Below are 19,524 nucleotides of genomic sequence, written 5' to 3' on the forward strand. Positions count from 1 at the left end.
CTATCCTTTGTTCACATACTGCACAGGATACTTGGTTTTTTAGTGAAATATCAAGTAGGAACGCTACAAATCTGGAAATTTTATAGTGTCACTGATAAAATGTTTTAAAAATAAACAGGAATATATTTTAATGATTAGTTATTGTGGTTATATCGCTTTAGTTGGCAGACCTAATGTAGGTAAATCAACTCTTCTTAATTGTATTATGCAGCAGAAAGTTAGTATTACCTCAAGAAAGCCACAAACAACTCGGCACAGTATCTTGGGGATACGCACTGAAGGTGATTATCAATTTGTTTATGTGGATACTCCTGGAATTCACCAAGGAACTAAAAAAGCAATGAATCGCATGATGAATAAAACTGCGATTAGCGTATTGCGGGATGTTGATGTGATTGCTTTTTTAGTTGATGGAACGCATTGGCAAGAAGAAGATGAATATGTTTTGAATTTAGTAAAACAAGCTAAAGTACCTTGTATTCTAGTCGTGAATAAAGTGGATAAAATTGATGATAAAGCTCAGTTGTTACCCTGGATAGAGCAAATAAGCCAAAAACATGAATTTGCAGCAATTATTCCAATATCAGCAAAAACAGGGGTACAGGTCGATGAATTACAAGAAAAATTGCAGAATTATTTGCCTGAGGGGCCGCATTTATTTCCAGATGATCAATTGACCGATCGACCGATAAAATTTTTATGTGCGGAATTACTGCGTGAAAAAATTTTCCGCTTTTGCGGACAAGAATTACCTTATTCTGTTACTGTAGACATTGAATCATTTAAAGATGAAGGCGCGCTCGTACGTATCCATGCACTAATTCTTGTGGATAAAGACAATCACAAACGAATGATCATTGGAGATAAGGGGCAAAAATTAAAAGAGATGGCAACGAATGCGCGAGTGGATATGGAAAAACTATTAGGCAAGAAAGTATTCTTACAGTGCTGGTGCAAGGTAAAATCAGGCTGGTCGGATGACGAGCGTATACTAAAACAATTAGGTTATGACCACTAGGACAATAGCAGGTTGGGTTTTACACAAAAAATGGTCTGGGGATACCAGTGCTCAAGTCAGTTTTTTTACACGTGAATTAGGCGTGATTCAATGCCTTTATAAGGGCGGGCGTACTCCTAAAAAGCAAGCCCTTTTACAACCTTTTACTCCGTTATGGATCAATCTTGTCGAGCGTCGTGAGCGATATTATGCACAAACTGTTGAAAGTACTTCGCCATCACTTCAACTCGCAGGCAGCTCACTTTTTGCAGGTTTATATATAAACGAAATTCTTTATTATGCGCTAAGTCGCAATTATTCTGACCCGGCATTATTTGATGCTTATTTGTTTACTTTAAATGGTCTTACGTTAGCAAAAGAACGATTAGTTATTGAAGCGTTATTAAGACGTTTTGAGTGGGCTTTGCTTCATGCATGCGGTTATTCCTTCTCATTAACACAGGAGGCGGGAACAGCAAATTCGATTGTCCCGAACTCGTATTACCAATTTGTCGCAGGCGCAGGTTTTATTCTCGACAGCAAAGGAATTCCGGGGGAGCATATTCTTGCTCTGGCACAAAATAATTTAAATGAGGTCCTCTATCTTAAATCAGCAAAAATGATTATGCGTCAAGCGATCGATCATCTTCTTGGCGGACGAGAGATTAAGACAAGAGCCTTGTATCTTGCTGATGTTAAATAAACAGTTGGAAGGTCGTTGTATGCATTCATGGATTTTTACCGCGTTTAACTGATGTAACGAATATATATGTTTTCAAGCAACTTGAGTTTAGGTCAGAATGGACTTTATACTCTTTATTTTATTTGTAAGGTGTAAAATGAAGAAGCCGATACTATTGGGTGTCAATATTGATCATATAGCTACTGTACGCCAGGCACGTGGTACCCGTTATCCAGATCCTGTTCAAGCGGCTATGGATGCGGAAGAAGCGGGGGCTGATGGTATTACTTTGCATATGAGAGAAGATCTAAGGCATATTCAAGCTCGTGATGTACGTTTGATTAAACAAGTCTTACAAACGCGAATGAATCTTGAATTGGCAGTTACCAATGCCATGCTTGATTTTGCAGAAGAAATTTCACCCGAGCATACCTGTTTGGTTCCGGAAAAACGAGAGGAATTAACAACAGAAGGGGGCCTGGATGTAATAACACACCAGAAATCAGTAGAACATGCAGTACGACGATTGCAATCCATGGGTAGTGAGGTATCTTTATTTATTGACCCAGATCGTGAGCAGATTAAAGCTGCAGCAGATATTGGCGCCCCTGTGATTGAATTACATACTGGTTGTTATGCTGATGCTACTGATGTGGAGCAGCAGCAGTATGAATTAGCGCGAATAAAAAACGCTGCGGAGTATGCAGCCAGTTTAAATTTGATTGTCAATGCAGGTCATGGTCTTAATTATCATAATGTACAGCCTATAGCGTCTATAAAAGAATTGCATGAACTTAACATAGGCCATGCAATTATTGCCCGAGCTTTATTTTGTGGTATGAAAGAGGCAGTAAGACACATGCGTCAACTAATGCAGGAAGCAAGACTTTATGTCAACCTCTGACGTGATTGCTATTCGTATTACTGGAAATTCAGGTGATGGTGTGTTTATTATCAAAAAACGATCTAACTGAAGAGGTAAAAAAGACTGTAAATGACTTACCCGAACTATGCAGGGCAAAAGCCACTTGGCAACAGAGTTAAGCCTGGATGAAGTCGCAAGCCGTACCCCGGGATTTTATTAGCAGGAATCCCGGGTTCTGCTTGATTGTACCAAAGTTATATCTTAGCTTTCTTTAAACCAATATCATGAGCAGTTATTTTAATAATAGCCAACACTCTGTAAGCAGCTCTGTCTCAGCTACCTCATGGTCAAAGTTGTAATAGCAAAAAATACAGGGTAAATCACCTAATTGCTCACCCGAGTCAGGTAACCAATCACGATATAAACTATAGACAGTGTTCCCAATAGCATCTCGTGAGCCCTTATGCACTGCCACAGCATAACGTCCTGCTGGGAGACGCTTTTCAATGATATAACCTTCAAGTTTTATCGGTTCTGGCACTGTAATTCCTAAGTCGAAACGAAAATCTTCAGGATCAGTTACTTTAGGATCGTCATAAGCAAATCCAAACGCCTCTCCTGCTTTCGGTTTTAGGTTCATCGATTGAGATTTTGCCCAATGAATTAACTTATTGACACTCTCGCCCAATGTTGCAGGTGAACCTCGATGTTCAAATACAGCCAAACGTCTGGCTGGTATATCTTTGATCAATACATTCATGATGTTGCCTTGTTTTGGCAAAAAATACGGTGGATTTTCCCAAGAATCCCAATTTGACTGTAATCTAAATTCACTTGGGTTCAGACCACAAGCTTGTTTAAATACACGAGTAAAGGCCTCATGGGATTCGAATCCCGCATTTATTGCAATTTCAATAATGGTCTTATCCTTATCAACAATTAATTGATGAGCTGCCCGTTTTAGGCGAAGCCAACGAATATACTGTTGTAGTGATAACCCTGTATAAGCAGTAAATAAACGATGAAAATGATATTTAGAAAAGCAGGCAATCTTGCTTAATTGAGCCAAATCAAGCTTTTCATCAAGATGTTTGCCAATAAACTCAATTACTTTTTCTAATTGGTACTTATAATTCATACTGTTCTCAACTTTAGGTCATCAATTTATTTACACAAGTAATGCTATCGAATTTAGGAAAGAATGCTTTGACCATTTTTGCTAACTTAAGCAAACAGGAAATTGGTTACAGGAAAACACGGGTTACATTCCATTTCACCCTGGTAATAGACTATATTGACAGCTCGTGATTTGGCGCTTCAGCTAGCTACTAAAAAAAATCCCGGCAAAACATAACCGGGATTCAGGTAGAGGAGAACGATAACTAGTCGCGGCCTGAAAATGCACTGAGTATATTGAGCAAGCTGACGAACAAGTTATAAATTGATACAAAAAGACCTACTGTAGCCGAAATGTAATTTGTTTCACCTTCATGAATAATTGCACTCGTTTGCATGAGAATTAATCCTGAAGATATAAGTATAAAAATCGCTGAAATAGCTAATTGTAGCGCAGGTATATGAATGAAAATTCCGGCTATCATTGCCAATAAAGCGACCATTACACCAACAAAAAGAAATCCGCCTAAGAAACTGAAGTCTTTTTTAGTTGTTAAAGCATAACCTGATAATGCAAAGAAAATGATTCCTGTACCGCCTAAGGCAGTTGCAATAATTTGTGGGCCGTTAGTAAAGTGGCTGATATAAAAATTAAGCACAGGGCCTAGGGTATAACCCAGGAATCCAGTGAAAGCAAAAACACTGACTAGTCCCCAAACACTATTTCGTAACGCTTGAGTCAAAAACATTAAACCATAAACGCCAACGATCATCAGAAGAGGATTCATAGGGCGTGCACCGCTTGTTAGAGATAAAACTGCCATACCTGCACTGAACAGAAATGTCAGACTTAGTAATAGATAGGTGTTTCGCAGTACCTTATTGCTCGAAAGCGCAGATTCATGGCCTCGCGTAAGTATAGTGACATTATTTCGGTTCATTGTTTAGAGCTCCTCTATGTTTATATTTAGTCTAGCATATCTATGGGGTAGTTTCCCATATTTCAAGTTTAAAACGAATTATTTTTGTTTTGAGGTTCTACGGTACTATAGTAGTATTATAAATAAATTTTGATAGAACAAGTATACTGGTTATTGCCGTTTTGATTATCGTAACCAGGGTAGGGTTAAGAGGCATCTAGGTTTAACCAATTCATATCAGTAACCTGGTTTGGCGATGCCCCGCAGACTCAGAGTATGGAAAAAATCTCGACATTTTTGATGTCATAAATTTTAGGATTTGGTATGGCACGGGCAGCTTTGGTACAAATGGTTTCTTCAGCAGATGTTGCTGACAATTTGCAACAAGTAGAAAAATTAATGATCCACGCTCGTGAAGAGCAAGTTGAACTAGTAGTCCTGCCTGAAAATTTTGCGTTCATGGGACTTCATGAAACAGATAAATTGCAGATTGGCGAAGTGTATGGAGACGGTCCCATACAACAAAAAATGAGTCAATTGGCAAAAAAATTAGGCTTATGGATAATCGCAGGGACTATTCCTCTTAAAAGTTCAGGTTCCAAAGTACGTGCCAGTTGCCTGGTATATGATGCGCAAGGCAAGTGCGTAGCTCGCTATGATAAAATTCATTTATTTGATGTGAACGTCTCATCAAATGAAGCATATCAAGAGTCAATGTCCATTGAACGCGGACAGGAGCTGGCTCTTGTTGATACTCCAGCTGGAAAAATAGGATTAACGGTTTGTTACGATCTACGTTTCCCTGAGCTTTATCAACAGTTGATGTTGCAAGGGGCGCAGATCTTTACAGTTCCTTCTGCATTTACGGCCATCACAGGTCTTGCCCACTGGGAGGTATTATTGCGCGCTAGAGCCATTGAAAATTTATGTTACGTTTTGGCCGCAAATCAAGGGGGGCGACATCAAAATGGACGAAGCACTTTTGGTCATAGCATGATTGTTGATCCCTGGGGAATAGTACTTACTCAAAAAGAAATGGGTTCTGGATTAGTGACAGCAGATATTGATTTACAACACCAAAAGGAAATACGCCGAAAATTCCCCTGTATAGAACATCATGTATTAAACTTATAAAGTAGATGCTATTTTTATAGCAAAAACCAACAGACACTATTTTTATATATTAAAGGTAATTAAATGACAGAAGCCCTTACTACAGCAAAAAAGATTTTACTAGCTCCTGCCTCACTGGATGAAACGGGTATAGATAAATTATTTAAAACAATGATGCATCATCATATTGATGATGCAGACCTCTATTTTCAAAGTTGCAGTTATGAGTCCTGGTATTTGGAAGATTCGGTTGTGAAAAGCGGGAGCTATTCCCTCGATCGGGGTGTAGGGATTCGTGCTGTTAGTGGTGATAAAACAGGATTTGCTTATTGTGATGACATTTTATTACCTTCCATGTTGCGAGCTGCCGATGCAGCACGTTCTATTGCACTGACTGGTTCGAGACCAACTCAATCCGTCCAGGTAAAGGGAGCCGCTGTAAGTCGCTATCAAGGTTTAAATCCTATTGAAGGCATGAGCAAGCAAGAAAAAATTGCTTTGTTGGAAGCGATTGATAAAGAAGCGCGTAGTATTGATCCTCGCGTAATTCAGGTTAATGCTTCATTAAGTGGCTGCTATGAAGTTGTGATGGTAGCTGGAATGCACGGACAGATGATTGCTGATGTCCGACCGCTGGTGAGTATCAATGTAAGCGTTATCGTAGAAGATAAAAATGGGAGAAGAGAATCTGCACGTTCTGGTGGTGGGGGCCGGGTACCTTATTCCTATTTTCATGAAAAGGAAAATGCCTTAAGTTATGCTCGTGAAGCAGTACGTGAGGCCTTGATTAACCTGGAAGCACAACCTGCACCAGCAGGAACAATGCCTGTGGTTTTGGGCCCGGGCTGGCCGGGTGTTTTATTGCATGAAGCAGTAGGGCATGGTTTGGAAGGAGATTTTAATCGCAAAGGATTATCTGCATTCTCTGGCCGTATTGGTCAACAAGTCGCAGCGCCAGGAGTCACTGTAGTTGATGACGGTACTTTGAAAGACAGACGTGGTTCCATAACTATTGATGATGAAGGCACTCCATCACAGTGCACTACATTGATTGAGAATGGTGTCTTAGTGAATTACATGCAAGATAAACTAAATGCCAAATTGATGGGGATGAACTCTACAGGAAACTGTCGTCGTGAGTCTTATGCGCATGTACCTATGCCCAGGATGACCAATACCTATATGTTGGCAGGACAGCATGATCCTGAAGAAATTATTCGTTCTGTACAACGTGGTTTATACGCAGTTAATTTTGGTGGTGGACAAGTTGATATTACCTCTGGTCAATTTGTATTCTCTGCCAGCGAAGCTTATCTCATTGAGAATGGAAAAATTACGGCGCCTGTCAAAGGAGCTACTCTGATTGGCAATGGTCCGGATGTGATGAAAAAAATCAGCATGATTGGAAATGATTTGGGATTAGATCGGGGAATAGGTGTTTGCGGTAAAGAAGGGCAATCCGTTCCAGTTGGAGTGGGGCAACCTACTTTGAAAATCGATGCATTGACCGTAGGTGGAACAAGTTAAAGCAGGTAGTTAGTAACCTCGCTGATGCGAAAGCAGAACCCGGGGTTTACCCAGGGAAACGCTCCCTGGGGGCGGCGGTGACTTTCACGCCCTAGTCGCTGAGTGTCTTTATTTGGCGCGTATTGCGCGAAATTAAAGCTTGGTAAGCCCGCACATACTGTGACGTACGCTTCGTTTTATTAGCGCTAATTTCGCACAACCCGCGCTTAAATTCAACCGCTCCGAAGATTCAAGCATACCCTCTGAACGTTTCAGTTCGACTAGCACATTCACCCGGGTCTTTTATGCCGCACTTAACCTCTCAACCCAGCAGGAATTCGAACACTGATGGAGTTGTTGGATTGCGCTTGCACAGTGCCTCCCATACCATTAGTTACGGTGTACGCTACGGTAAATCTTGGATCGGCAGGATTATTGCTTTGATAACTACAAATGATGTTTCCTGACGCACTGTTATAAGTAACTGAATCATTATTATAGTTTATTAAATTAGCGGGAACATCTTGAACGGATCCAGTTGATCGAAAGTATACTTGCAGTGTTTGGGATAATACGTATTCTACGCCATAGCCACCAATGTAGTTTCCAAAATGGGTTACAGCGTTTGGTCCTTGAGTAGCAGGGCAATAAACATTAATATCATATGCTGTGGGGTCCGCCATTGCTATTCCAGGAATGAAACTTGAAAGCAATAACAATGAGCTTAAAGAAAAATTCTTAATCATAATAGTTCCTTCTATATCAATTAAAAAAACGATGATTTATTTATATTGGCCAACTAGATTGTTAATTAATTGATTTGGGCTGTCAATGAAAACGATCTAAGGGTTTACCTCATAGTCTTCTAAAAATGGAAAATCCATTTTTTTGCAGTTATTGAACAAGGTACCCAAAATTATTTCCTCGCCATTCCTTGGCACTTCACTAGGTATTTTTCTCTCCAGTTAATTTGTTAAGTAAAGAGCTGATTTCAAAAATACGCTCTTCCGAAGATGTACTATCCAGGTTAAAACGCAAGCGCTGGGGGCCTTCCATTTGATATCTTTTGGCATGCACTTGAATTAAATGAATCAACACGCCTGGATCGATAGAGGGTTTTTCACCAAATTCCAGCTTGCCTTGCTGTGCTCCGGCACTGATTTTTTGAATACCCATTTGTTCCGCTTTTAATTTTAACTCAGTAATCAGTAATAAATGTTTGACTTGTTGGGGTAATAAACCAAATCGGTCAATCAACTCAATTTGTAAATCATGCAGTTGTTCTTTACTTTTCGCATTCGCAATTCGTTTATACATAATAAGTCGATTGTGAATATCGGGAATGTATTCCTCAGGAATAATGGCGCTGATTCGTAAATCAATCTCAGGTCCTTGATGCATCGGTGCCGATAATTCAGGTGTTTTTCCTTCCTTTAAATCATGGACTGCTTTATCAAGCAGTTCCATAAATAAGCTAAATCCAATTGCCTGCATGTTCCCGCTTTGCTCTTCTCCTAAAAGCTCACCTGCGCCACGAATTTCCATATCATGGGTTGCCAGCGTGAATCCTGCACCTAGGTCTTCTAGTGATACAATCGCTTCTAAACGTTTGACTGCGTCGGCAGTTAATACCTTTTCATGGGGGGTAAGCAAGTAGGCATAGGCCTGGTGATGGGAGCGACCAACGCGTCCACGTAACTGATGCAATTGGGCTAAACCAAATTTATCCGCGCGATCAATAATAATTGTGTTGGCAGTAGGAATATCAATACCCGTTTCAATGATTGTTGTGCAGACTAACACATTAAAACGGTGATGATAAAAATCAGACATTACCCGCTCTAGCTCGCGTTCACGCATTTGTCCATGGGCACTACGGATTTTTGCTTCTGGAACTAGAGTTTGCAAATCCTGACATATTCGTTCAATTGTTTCTACATTATTATGCAAGAAAAAAACCTGACCGCCTCTGAGAATTTCTCTTAGAATGGCCTCACGGATGGTGGCATCTTTCTTCTCTTGCCAAAAGGTTTTAATTGCCAGACGTTTGGCAGGAGGTGTAGTCATCAGGGAAATATCCCTGATTCCAGCCATAGCCATATTCAGTGTTCTTGGAATTGGGGTAGCAGTCATGGACAAAATATCAACATGAGTCCGCAGCGCTTTGATGTGTTCTTTTTGTTTGACGCCAAAGCGATGTTCTTCATCAATGATGAGTAGTCCTAAATTTTTAAAGGCAATATTACTCTGGAATAATTTATGAGTTCCTATGACGATATCAACGGTTCCTGATTTCAGAGCTGCAAGAACCGCTTCGGTTTCTTTGTTTGAACGAAATCGAGACAGCAACTCGATGTTGATGGGGAAGTCAGCAAATCGGTCCCGAAATGATTCAAAATGTTGTCCTGCCAAGAGGGTGGTAGGTGCCAGAATGCAGACTTGTTTATTGCTTTGCACTGCAATAAACGCTGCACGCATTGCGACTTCTGTTTTGCCAAAACCTACATCCCCACAAATTAAACGATCCATAGGTCTTGGAGACTGCATATCCTTTATGATTTGATCAATAGCGTGTAATTGATCGGGGGTCTCTGTAAACGGGAACGCGCTGGCAAATTTAACATATTCATTGTTATCTATTTGATATTGGTATCCTGGTTGTGCCTCTCTTTTGGCGTAGAGATCCAGTAATTCGACCGCGACATCATGAATTTTTTCGACGGCCTTTTTCTTTTCTTTTTGCCATTGATCCGAACCCAGTTTATGCAATGGAGCATGATCACTATCCATCCCAGTGTATCGACTAATAAGATGGAGTGAGGTCACAGGAACATATATTTTATCCTCACCCGCATAGGTAAGAACTAAAAATTCACTGGAAAACCCGCTGGATTCAATATGTTGCAATCCCTGATAACGCCCGACACCAAACTGCAAATGGACTACCGGATCGCCAACACGGAGCTCGGCCATATCACGGATAATTAAATCGGGATCAATTGTCTTTTGTGCGCCTCGTCTTTGAGGGGTGCTTTGCTCTCCAAATAATTGAGACTCAACGATGATTGCGATATGATTTTGCTTTAATTCACATCCATAAATAAGGTCTCCAGTGCTGATGTTGAGCGGAGCCGTATCATTAATAAAATCGTACCATGAAGATTGTACTTTAGCGGAAATGCCACTTGGTTTGAGCAAATCAAGTAACACTTCACGTCGTCCAGCACTTTCGACCACAATTAAATAGCGGCGTGTGGAATTAGCACAATATTCACGGAGTTGACTTAAAGGTTCCTGGGTTTTCCTGTCTATAGGCAATTGTGGGCCGGGGACAATATCAAAATTAACCACCGCACCTTTTTTATCTGAGGGGTTTTGGAATAAGCGAAGTTGTTCGTAGGTATTTGCCTTGGTTAATAATTCAATTGGATTAATGAAACAGGCTTCAGGAGATAAAATAGGCCTGCTGACATCATATCGTCTTTGTTCAAAGCGCTCATTCAGTTCTTGCCAGAATTGTTCTGCATTATTTTGAATGTTTTCTATCAAACAAACCTTGGCATTTGCTGGTAGATAGTCAAAAAAAGTAACGGTTTTTTCAAAAAATAAAGGTAGGTAATATTCTATCCCCGAAGGAAACTGACCTTCACTGATTGCTTCATAAATAGGGCACTGGCTAGGATTTCCTGGAAATAATTCTCTAAAAGCACGTCGAAAGAGCAGTTGACTTTGTTCATTTAAAGGAAATTCTCGTGCAGGTAACACATTGATTTCTTTTATTTTTTCTATTGTACGTTGCGTTTCGGTATCAAACTCCCTCAGGTTTTCAATTTCATCATCAAAGAGTTCAATACGAAATGGTAAGCCTGAGCCCATGGGATAAACATCGATAATTGAACCGCGTAAGGCAAACTCTCCATGTTCAAGTACTTTATTGACACAATGATAACCGGACTGTTGTAACTGGTTACGAAAGGCAGTTAAATCCAGTTTTTGTCCTTCTTTGAGCATCAAAGCATATTGATTCAAAAATTCAGGAGGACATAGCCTATGCATTAGTGTGCTTGCCGAAGTAATGACAATTGCATCAGTGACTTGTTGAATACGGCTTAATGTATATAACCGTTCAGAAATGATGTCCTGATGTGGTGAGAATTGATCGTAAGGAAGTGTTTCCCAATCAGGAAAAAACAATAATTCCTGGGGAATATTGGGGTTGAGAAAGAAATTCAATTCCGCCTGCAACTGATTTGCACTGAGATTGTCTTGGGCAATCAATAACTTAATTCCAGGAGTTTGTTGACAATACTCTGCCAGTGCTAGTGCTAAGCTGCTTCCGTGGAGTTGTCCCCATATTTGTTTAACGTGCGTCGGTTTATAGAGTAAGGTATTAATGGGCATAGCTTAGGCAATCGGATTTAAAAGTTATCGATTATACCTTATGTGTTGTCTTGGTTCATCTTAAAATTGCGGATTATTTATGATTAATTGGATAATAAATCAATTTATTCCTGTTCCTTATTTAAAATGTGTGTTTAAAACACTCAGCCCGCTCTTTTTCTTTGTTCTCATCTTTTTTGACATCATCTCCCACACCAAGTTTTTCTCGAGTCGCTTTAATTTGAGCTTTCATCTCGGCAAATTTACTGTCTAAACGTCCTGTAGTACCCTTTAGTTGTTCAAGCTTTTCTGAATATCTTGTTATTATTGAATCGAGACACTCAAGAGCTACTTTTGTAGCGGTCAACGAAGAAGAGTCTTTCATTGTATCCATCGTATATACAAGCTCATCATGAAGTTCTTGTGCAATTTCAGACTTTGCTTGAGTCAATTCATTTTTGAATACATCTCTTAATAATTTTGTTTTGGTACTGTTAAAATATTCATAAAGAGAATTTAAATTGCTCGTCATAATCGCTTTAACACTATGTACAATATCAGTTGCGGAAACTTCACGGAATGGTTGTCCATATAAAGAAACCGTTTTAGATGGAAGGCCAGATTCTTTACTGGGCGCTCTTCGTAGATATACTTTTGTTTCTGAAATATCTACGCCACGATCGCTTAAATATTCTAAGAAGCGTGATATAGAATACAAAGAAGGTTGGTAATGTCCACTATGAGTATTAATACTGATTAATTTGCCATTTCTTATCTCCATTTCCCCAGCTCCTAATACAGGAGCACCTGCATTCATTGATGAGTGCGCTAGTTTTCTACCTTGTTTATCCCTTCTTACAAATAAATGTTCAAAAGCCGAAAGCTCACCATTTGCATTTAAAGTGAATGCAACAAATCCAGGCTTGCCGTGGGCACTTAATTTGGAAGAATCAAAAAGCGTACCTTCTTTATGAAGTAGGCCATTGTGGATTTCAATACGATACTCTGCCCTTTGCTCTGGGGTTAAATAGGTAGTCCCATGTGTTCTATCAATATTTTTAGACTTTTGGTTAACATCGAGTAATTCACTTGCATCAAAAGCTTTTTGAATATCTGCTTGTGAAGAAACTTTAGAACGAGTCGTGGCTTCCAAGACTCTATTACTTTCAAATTGATATGTTCCTCTAGTGAGCATTGGGATATAGTCTGGATCGTTTTGTTTTTTCTTCTCCCGCTCCTCCATTAGATTGGTTAAGAGCTTGTTAAGCTCATTTTTTTCATTGGAAAATTTTTTAATATCAAACACATAGATCATAAAATCAAGAGCATTTAATCGATCTTTCTTGGATAACGAATTGTTTTTATAATCAGCCCAAGCCTGATCTAGTCGTGTTGCTAGAGTTCCTCCTTTACTTGAAAAATAATTCTTAGGCATTTTAGAGCTCTTAAAAATAATCTGTATAATTAATTATATGCCGAATTGAGCTACATTATTTTTGAACTGATGATATTTCTCGAGCAGCTACAGATCAGTCGTTCTCAGGCCAATCATTAATTTTAATGTCGAAATGATTTAATAATGCGATGACTTCTGGGAAGGAAAAGCGTGCTTGTTTGATTTTATTTTCATTCGGATCAATTGTGTAGTTGATGGCATTTGTAAGGTCAGCAGAATTTAGATTCGTATGGAGAAATAGGCTATTTAGCAGATCGGAATCCACAAAGCTTGCATGACTTAAATTTGCTTCTCTGAAATCGATATCATGCGCTTTACATTCTTCGAGAATCAAATTAGGAAGTTCCAACCCATAAAAACTGGAGTGGCTTAAGTTGCTGCTATAAAAATAGAGGGGACTTGTCAGTTTGACTAAAGGCCAGCTTAATTCAGTCCAGTTTACTCCTATAATTTTTGAATTTTTAAATGAAACTTCTGAAAACTTACAATTTGGAAATTTTGCTAGCCCAAGATCACAGGATTCAAAATCGCAATCAGTGAATTTTATATTACTGAAAATAACGTCAATAAATTTGCATTGCTTGAACTGGCAGTTTTCAAAATTAATCTGCTCGATTCGTGTTTGTTCAATAATTAATTGGGTGAAGGTTTTATTAATATAAGTTTTTCCCGTAAATGGAGACGTCATAGATCTACTCTCTATATAAGCTCGTGATGGGCATTTTGTAGACTGGGTGAAGCGTAGCGAAACCCGGGATTAAGAGGTTTATTTAGATGGAATTCCCGGATTAGGGCTGCGCTTCACCCAGGCTACAAAATTTTATTTATGTTTCATTTGTTGTATCAGTTTCAATCAGTTCCAACTCATCCAATTCAATATCTACTGACTCGATTTTTTGAAAACGCGATGTAATTTTTTTAGCGGAAGTATTTACTTCACTGACATCTTGATGTGCCAAATTAATATGTTTGGAGAGTTTATCCATTCTTTTTTCAAAACGCTGGAAATCATCTGCCAAAGCCTGTAGATGTTTTTGAATGATGTGAACTTGTTTGCGAGTCGCATCATCTTTGAGTACCGCTTTAGCAGTAGTAAGTACCGCCATTAATGTACTTGGGGAAACTAGCCATACTTTTAGTCTTTGAGACAGTGAAATTAAGTCTGGATAATTGGCATGAATTTCTGCGAAAATGGATTCTGCGGGAATGAACATCATGGCACCATCAGTCGTTTCATTGGGAATGATGTATTTTTCTGCAATATCTTTAATATGTTTTTGAATATCCTGACGAAACTGCTGTTGTAATGATTTTTTTTCGACTGAACCTGCATCAGTACTGATCAGTCGCTGGTAGGTTTCTAAAGGGAATTTAGCATCAATAACAACATTACCCGTGGGCTCAGGCAAAAACAAAATGCAATCAGCGCGTTTTTGATTGCTTAATGTATATTGCATGGCAAAATGATTGGGAGGAATCATATTACTAATTAGTGTTGCCAGTTGTACCTCACCAAAAGCGCCCCGCGCTTTTTTATCGACTAATACATCTTGCAAACTGACTACGTGATTCGATAATTCAGTGATTTTCTTTTGCGCTTCATCAATGATTGTTAATCGCTTCACTACATCGATAAAAGTTGAAGATGTTTTTTCAAAGCCCTCAGTTAATTTATGATTGACTTGTTGGGTTAAACTATGGAGATGATTGCGAATTTCTTCAGTAAGCAACTGTAAATGAGAGGTCAGCGAGCTGGCATGTTGTTTGAAACTATGACTTATTTGCTCTCGAACATCAGTCATTTGTTTCTGGACCGTATCGTGGATTAGTTGTTGCGTCATTAATTGTCCTTGGGCAATTTTCTCACTTACATCCAAATGCACTTGGTGTAATTGCATAGTAAAAGCCTCAAGGGTTTTTTCATTAAATTGCCTGCTCAGTTTTCTTTGTTGACTTTGATTGATTAAAAGCCAAATTAAGATTAAAAATTGAAAGGCTAAAGCCCATGCTACGCCCTCAAGTAACGTAATTGAAGATAAAAATTGCATTCATTAGTCCAAAAGTTGACTGAGTTTAATTGGTTTATCGTATTGATAAACTGGTTTTAATTGCCCGTAATCAGTCAGGTGCAAATAACCAACAGATAGCTGATCCTCTGCTAAATGTGCAGAATTGTCAAAACTAAATTTAATTATTTGCTTTCCTGGTTCGAGCCACTGGGCACTCTGGGCTGTTTCAATAGGAATATTCGCTCCCTTTGCATTTTTCTTGTATAAAACGCTTTGTAATGCATACCGACTTGCTGTAGCAACCTCTACAGTAGCAGCTAAAGTTAAAGGATTGGATGAAATTTTTTTGATGCTAACTAGACTGGCAGAAGGTATTGCATAGGAAAACGCGGCGCGTCCAGTGCGATGAATGCGGCTATTGTCGTTAAGTTCGCACAATACATCAACATCAATATACCAATTCACTCCATGAGCATTCTCATAAGAGGATAAAAGGGCACTGGCCTGGAATTGGTTGCGCTTTACTTCTTTTATTTTGAGAGGAATTATTTGGTTGTCAGGACCTACTAATGAAGCATTGATATCATCTGCAGGATAGGATGATATATTATCTTTTAAGGTAATGAGCGCGTTAAATTGATCTCCATATTGATATTGCAATGCAGACGGCTCGATTTGTAAATAAATTAAAGAGTATTTTTCAAAGACATGAATTAGATAATTATCTGCTGCATTTGCAGAATCTGTTGCGCTGCTTTTGATAACGAAATTACCAATGCCTAATTCTGGTTTGATTTGCAGCATGGCCTGATGCGACCCGATTTTCAGCGATTCATCTATGGCCTCATCCTGACTATATAGAGAAGACGCCTCTTTTAAACTCATGAATTTACTGGAGGCACTTTTTAGTTGCAATTCAGGTAGGGATTTATTTTTTTGCAAAGGAATAATCCGTATTAATGCTTCCGGGGCTTGAATAGGTACGATGATCCCCCTTTGCAATTGGGCAGCAGTAACTTGTTGCTCATAACTGTAACTTTTTTGAATGTTGCTTTCTGCTTTATTTAAAGAAGTTGCTGTAATGCTCCAGCGATCCTGCAGGTTTTCATGAGATAAACTATCGCAAATCTCACAATCATAAGATTTAACTGGATTTTGCGGTAAAGTGAATGCGTTGACTTGTGCGCAACAAAATAAAGACAGAAAAGTAAGAGTGGTTCTCATTGTGCAGCTCCTTCTGAATCTAAGGCGGAAATCAGTATTTTATCCAGTCCAAAACATGAGTGACGGCTTTGGTTATGACTCAGGGTTGTTTGATCATCAGTTTTTTCCTTATCGTAAAACCAAACCGATCCTGCGGCAGTTTGGGAACTACAATTTAAAAAACCATCCGCACAAGAATCCAAATAGATTTTAGCAAGCCTTAAACCACTATTGAGTAAATAACCGTTACAGTAACTGGCTGAAGATAAAGGTGATGAGATGACATCAGTTCCTATCACTGAATTAAAAGGTACAGGCAAGGAGGGGCGATTTTTAGTGCCAAATAAAAGTTCTTCATTGTAGATATGCATGTCACCGATGCGTTGTTGCTTCACTGCTTCTCCTGTATATCCTAATAACCAACTCAAGCTGGCTTCGAAAAGGCCTCCATTAAGGAGCATATCAGCAAGCGGGGTTCCTCCACTTGAAGGCGCTAATGCGACAATGTGCTTTATTTTACTTTTTAATTGCATGTATCGTTTGTCATACGTTGGGTTTGAGAGAATCCAGCGCATTACATTGCCCCCATTAGAATGCGTATAGAGAACCAGGGAATCAATTTTTTTATGATTTATAAATTCTAATAACTGATTTGCAGTACATCCGGCAGCATCTTCATCCCACATATATTTGCTGTAATCACAATGAACTACATAGTAATTTTCAGGATTAGGGAGTGCCTGAGCAATATTTTGGATAAAATCGGTTTTCCAATAATTACCCTCGGCATCTTCTCGATGGTCATTTGTTCCATGTACAAACGCAATGCCCAAATTGCCATATCCATAAGCCTGAGAAAAAGCATAATTTAAGGTGGTGGATACAAGTAAAAATACTGCGACTAAGATACGTTTAAAATCCATTTTTATCACGCCTCGGTTCCTGTTGAATCGATATGTATCTATAGCATATTTTTTAATGATAAACTAATGATTTTAGAATCATTGCTGCCCCACCTGCAAGGTTATAAATTGATGCGTAAAACGGGTGGAGATACAGCTCATTGAAGGCAATGACTTCTTGGTTTGAATTATGGATGGAAATGAATGAGTATTGATGAGATAGAGGGACAAATTGCTGAGCTTAAGGATAAAATAAGGAAGTATGATTATCACTATTATGTCCTGGATGAGCCATTGGTTCCTGATGCAGAATACGATAGATGTTTTCGTGCATTACACGATTTAGAAGTGAGCTACCCTGAATTATTGACAACCGACTCACCCACTCAACGTGTCGGAGGTACTCCTGCAGACGCATTTATGCCAGTAACTCACCGGCAACCCATGTTGTCCTTATCGAACGTATTTACTGAAGAGGAGCTGCAAGCATTTATTAAACGAGTTACCGAAAAGCTGGATGAACCAATCCAGCAACTGGTTTTTACTTGTGAACCTAAATTAGATGGACTTGCCGTCAATCTTACCTACGAAAATGGGACTTTGGTTTCTGCTGCAACACGAGGGGATGGGACTACAGGAGAAAACATTACTGCCAATATTAAAACAATTGCAGCGGTTCCTTTGATTTTAAGAGTGGAAAAACCTCCACGTCTTATCGAAATCCGTGGTGAAGTGTATATGCCAAAAGCAGGTTTTGACGAGTACAATAAAAAAGCGAAAGAAGCGGGAGAAAAAGTTTTTGCTAATCCTCGTAATGCGGCAGCGGGGAGTTTGCGGCAATTAAATCCTGCGGTAACAGCAAGCAGACCTTTGGCTATTTACTGCTATGGGATAGGGGCTTGCGAAGGGTATAGTTTACCCAATACTCATTGGGAGCAATTGCAGTTACTTAAAGAGTTTGGTTTTAGGGTCTCTTTGGATACCAAAAAAGAGGTTGGCATTAAAGGGTGTTTGGAATATTACCATGATATTTTAGCGAAGCGTGCTCAACTTCCCTTCGAAATTGATGGAGTTGTCTATAAGGTTGACAGTATTCCTTTGCAACAACAACTGGGTTTTATCTCGAGAGCACCTCGCTTTGCTTGTGCCCATAAATTTCCGGCTACAGAGGAAATGACTGAACTTTTAGCTGTTGATTTTCAAGTAGGAAGAACTGGCGCTTTAACGCCAGTGGCTCGTTTGGCACCGGTTAATGTTGCAGGTGTTACTGTAAGTAATGCGACGCTACATAATATGGATGAAATCATTAGAAAAGACATTCGTATCGGTGATATTGTCATTATTCGACGAGCTGGTGATGTTATTCCAGAAGTGGTTTCTGTCGTTCTAGAACGACGCCCTAAACATACCAAGGAGATTCATTTACCTAAAACGTGTCCTGTTTGTGGTTCTGAAGTGGTGCGTGAGGAAGGTGAGGCAGTTGCTCGTTGCGTTGGTGGTTTATTTTGCAAGGCTCAATTAAAAAGAATGATGTGGCATTTTGCTTCGCGTAAAGCGATGTATATAGAGGGATTAGGGGCTGTGCTTATTGAACAGTTGGTTGATGAAGGAATTATCCGTCATTTACCTGATCTGTATAAGCTTGATGTTGCTACTTTGGCAAATCTTCCCCGGATGGGGGCGAAATCAGCAAATAACTTATTAGACGCTTTAGAACAAAGCAAGAACACAACTTTTAGTCGTTTTCTTTATGCCCTTGGTATTCGTGAGATTGGTGAATCGAGTGCACGAATGTTGGCTGAGCATTATGGAGATATTGACGCGATCTCTAAAGCAACAGAAGAAGAGTTGATGAGTTTGCAAGATATGGGGCCTGTAGGTGCGTTTAATGTGGTTCATTTTTTCGCCCAAGATCATAACCGCAAAGTTATTGAGGATTTATTAGCTCTTGGCATTCATTGGACAAAGGTTGAGAAAAAGAAAGTCAATAAAGAACATCTTTTGTTTGGAAAAACTGTAGTATTAACCGGGACTTTGAGTAGTATGGGACGCGAAGAAGCCAAAACAAAATTGTTAGCTTTAGGCGCTAAAGTAAGTGGCAGTGTCTCATCGAAAACAGATTATGTGATTGCTGGAAGTGAAGCTGGATCCAAACTGGATAAAGCAAATGATTTGGGTGTTGCGGTTTTGGATGAAGATCAATTTCTAAAAATATTAGCGAGTTAGAAGTTATAAACCGTCGTTCCCGCGAAGGCGGGAACCCATTGCTAGAGCGGCACAATGCCACCATAAGAATAGATTCCGCCTGCGCGGGAATGACTAGAATTTTAACTTGATGGTAGTGGAGAAGTCCGTTAGTGTCGAATGAGGGCATG

15 protein-coding genes are annotated in these 19,524 nt (G+C 39.4%); 6 read left to right on the forward strand and 9 right to left on the reverse strand.

Annotation, left to right across the window (positions count from 1 at the left end; all coding sequences use genetic code 11):
- The first annotated feature begins 130 nt into the window (after window positions 1-130).
- The 3 genes from era to pdxJ all read left to right on the forward strand — a co-directional run bounded on the left by era (window position 131) and on the right by pdxJ (window position 2,583).
- Complete coding sequence (gene era, locus BW930_RS09105) at window positions 131-1,018, forward strand: GTPase Era (RefSeq protein WP_058468289.1); 888 nt, start codon at window positions 131-133, stop codon at window positions 1,016-1,018.
- Entirely contained in the window at window positions 1,008-1,700 is a 693-nt protein-coding gene (recO, locus tag BW930_RS09110; RefSeq protein WP_058468288.1) for a DNA repair protein RecO, read from the forward strand. The genes era and recO overlap by 11 nt, the downstream gene beginning before the upstream one ends.
- 136 nt (window positions 1,701-1,836) lie before the next feature.
- Window positions 1,837-2,583 carry a pyridoxine 5'-phosphate synthase gene (gene pdxJ / locus BW930_RS09115; RefSeq protein WP_058468287.1) on the forward strand — a complete coding sequence of 249 codons (747 nt, stop codon included), beginning with the start codon at window positions 1,837-1,839 and terminating at the stop codon, window positions 2,581-2,583.
- 253 nt (window positions 2,584-2,836) lie between these two features.
- Here the strand turns inward: pdxJ and BW930_RS09120 are convergent, their stop codons facing one another.
- Window positions 2,837-3,682, reverse strand: a complete 846-nt coding sequence (locus tag BW930_RS09120; protein ID WP_058468286.1) for an AraC family transcriptional regulator — start codon at window positions 3,680-3,682, stop codon at window positions 2,837-2,839.
- 244 nt (window positions 3,683-3,926) lie between these two features.
- The gene (locus BW930_RS09125; RefSeq protein ID WP_058468285.1) at window positions 3,927-4,601 is read right to left on the reverse strand and encodes a Bax inhibitor-1/YccA family protein; all 675 of its coding nucleotides are present in this window, start codon (window positions 4,599-4,601) and stop codon (window positions 3,927-3,929) included.
- 303 nt (window positions 4,602-4,904) lie between these two features.
- On the opposite strand from BW930_RS09125, the gene BW930_RS09130 reads away from it, so the two are divergent.
- Together BW930_RS09130 and tldD are read left to right on the forward strand one after the other, a co-directional pair.
- Window positions 4,905-5,714 (forward strand): carbon-nitrogen hydrolase family protein, encoded by an 810-nt coding sequence (locus tag BW930_RS09130; RefSeq protein ID WP_058468284.1) that lies wholly within the window; start codon window positions 4,905-4,907, stop codon window positions 5,712-5,714.
- A gap of 63 nt (window positions 5,715-5,777) precedes the next feature.
- Complete coding sequence (tldD, locus tag BW930_RS09135) at window positions 5,778-7,220, forward strand: metalloprotease TldD (RefSeq protein ID WP_058468283.1); 1,443 nt, start codon at window positions 5,778-5,780, stop codon at window positions 7,218-7,220.
- 293 nt (window positions 7,221-7,513) lie between these two features.
- On the opposite strand, the gene BW930_RS09140 is transcribed toward tldD, so the two are convergent.
- The 7 genes from BW930_RS09140 to BW930_RS09170 all read right to left on the reverse strand — a co-directional run bounded on the left by BW930_RS09140 (window position 7,514) and on the right by BW930_RS09170 (window position 17,170).
- Window positions 7,514-7,945, reverse strand: a complete 432-nt coding sequence (locus BW930_RS09140) for a hypothetical protein (RefSeq protein WP_058468282.1) — start codon at window positions 7,943-7,945, stop codon at window positions 7,514-7,516.
- 199 nt (window positions 7,946-8,144) lie between these two features.
- A complete protein-coding gene (gene mfd, locus BW930_RS09145; protein WP_058468281.1) occupies window positions 8,145-11,600 on the reverse strand; it encodes a transcription-repair coupling factor in 3,456 nt (1,151 codons plus the stop codon).
- Between the two features lie 121 nt (window positions 11,601-11,721).
- Window positions 11,722-13,014 carry a hypothetical protein gene (locus tag BW930_RS09150; protein ID WP_058468280.1) on the reverse strand — a complete coding sequence of 431 codons (1,293 nt, stop codon included), beginning with the start codon at window positions 13,012-13,014 and terminating at the stop codon, window positions 11,722-11,724.
- 94 nt (window positions 13,015-13,108) lie between these two features.
- Window positions 13,109-13,723: a pentapeptide repeat-containing protein gene (locus tag BW930_RS09155; RefSeq protein WP_058468279.1), complete on the reverse strand. Its 615-nt coding sequence runs from the start codon at window positions 13,721-13,723 to the stop codon at window positions 13,109-13,111.
- 136 nt (window positions 13,724-13,859) lie between these two features.
- Window positions 13,860-15,083: a DNA recombination protein RmuC gene (locus BW930_RS09160; RefSeq protein WP_058468278.1), complete on the reverse strand. Its 1,224-nt coding sequence runs from the start codon at window positions 15,081-15,083 to the stop codon at window positions 13,860-13,862.
- 3 nt (window positions 15,084-15,086) lie between these two features.
- Window positions 15,087-16,268 (reverse strand): DUF4785 domain-containing protein, encoded by a 1,182-nt coding sequence (locus BW930_RS09165; protein ID WP_058468277.1) that lies wholly within the window; start codon window positions 16,266-16,268, stop codon window positions 15,087-15,089.
- A complete protein-coding gene (locus tag BW930_RS09170) occupies window positions 16,265-17,170 on the reverse strand; it encodes a hypothetical protein (RefSeq protein WP_058468276.1) in 906 nt (301 codons plus the stop codon). The genes BW930_RS09165 and BW930_RS09170 overlap by 4 nt, the downstream gene beginning before the upstream one ends.
- 183 nt (window positions 17,171-17,353) lie before the next feature.
- Between BW930_RS09170 and ligA the strand changes: the two genes are divergently transcribed.
- Window positions 17,354-19,375 (forward strand): NAD-dependent DNA ligase LigA, encoded by a 2,022-nt coding sequence (gene ligA, locus BW930_RS09175; protein ID WP_058468275.1) that lies wholly within the window; start codon window positions 17,354-17,356, stop codon window positions 19,373-19,375.
- Window positions 19,376-19,524 lie beyond the last annotated feature (149 nt).

Origin of the sequence: Fluoribacter gormanii (genome assembly GCF_900156395.1) — a bacterium.
In the GTDB taxonomy this organism is placed as follows: domain Bacteria; phylum Pseudomonadota; class Gammaproteobacteria; order Legionellales; family Legionellaceae; genus Legionella; species Legionella gormanii.

Excerpts from the sequence above, each read along its gene's own strand:
- era (WP_058468289.1), top strand. The coding sequence starts at position 131 with ATGATTAGTTATTGTGGTTATATCGCTTTAGTTGGCAGACCTAATGTA.
- recO (WP_058468288.1), top strand. The coding sequence starts at position 1,008 with ATGACCACTAGGACAATAGCAGGTTGGGTTTTACACAAAAAATGGTCT.
- pdxJ (WP_058468287.1), top strand. The coding sequence starts at position 1,837 with ATGAAGAAGCCGATACTATTGGGTGTCAATATTGATCATATAGCTACT.
- BW930_RS09120 (WP_058468286.1), bottom strand. The coding sequence starts at position 3,682 with ATGAATTATAAGTACCAATTAGAAAAAGTAATTGAGTTTATTGGCAAA.
- BW930_RS09125 (WP_058468285.1), bottom strand. The coding sequence starts at position 4,601 with ATGAACCGAAATAATGTCACTATACTTACGCGAGGCCATGAATCTGCG.
- BW930_RS09130 (WP_058468284.1), top strand. The coding sequence starts at position 4,905 with ATGGCACGGGCAGCTTTGGTACAAATGGTTTCTTCAGCAGATGTTGCT.
- tldD (WP_058468283.1), top strand. The coding sequence starts at position 5,778 with ATGACAGAAGCCCTTACTACAGCAAAAAAGATTTTACTAGCTCCTGCC.
- BW930_RS09140 (WP_058468282.1), bottom strand. The coding sequence starts at position 7,945 with ATGATTAAGAATTTTTCTTTAAGCTCATTGTTATTGCTTTCAAGTTTC.
- mfd (WP_058468281.1), bottom strand. The coding sequence starts at position 11,600 with ATGCCCATTAATACCTTACTCTATAAACCGACGCACGTTAAACAAATA.
- BW930_RS09150 (WP_058468280.1), bottom strand. The coding sequence starts at position 13,014 with ATGCCTAAGAATTATTTTTCAAGTAAAGGAGGAACTCTAGCAACACGA.
- BW930_RS09155 (WP_058468279.1), bottom strand. The coding sequence starts at position 13,723 with ATGACGTCTCCATTTACGGGAAAAACTTATATTAATAAAACCTTCACC.
- BW930_RS09160 (WP_058468278.1), bottom strand. The coding sequence starts at position 15,083 with ATGCAATTTTTATCTTCAATTACGTTACTTGAGGGCGTAGCATGGGCT.
- BW930_RS09165 (WP_058468277.1), bottom strand. The coding sequence starts at position 16,268 with ATGAGAACCACTCTTACTTTTCTGTCTTTATTTTGTTGCGCACAAGTC.
- BW930_RS09170 (WP_058468276.1), bottom strand. The coding sequence starts at position 17,170 with ATGGATTTTAAACGTATCTTAGTCGCAGTATTTTTACTTGTATCCACC.
- ligA (WP_058468275.1), top strand. The coding sequence starts at position 17,354 with ATGAGTATTGATGAGATAGAGGGACAAATTGCTGAGCTTAAGGATAAA.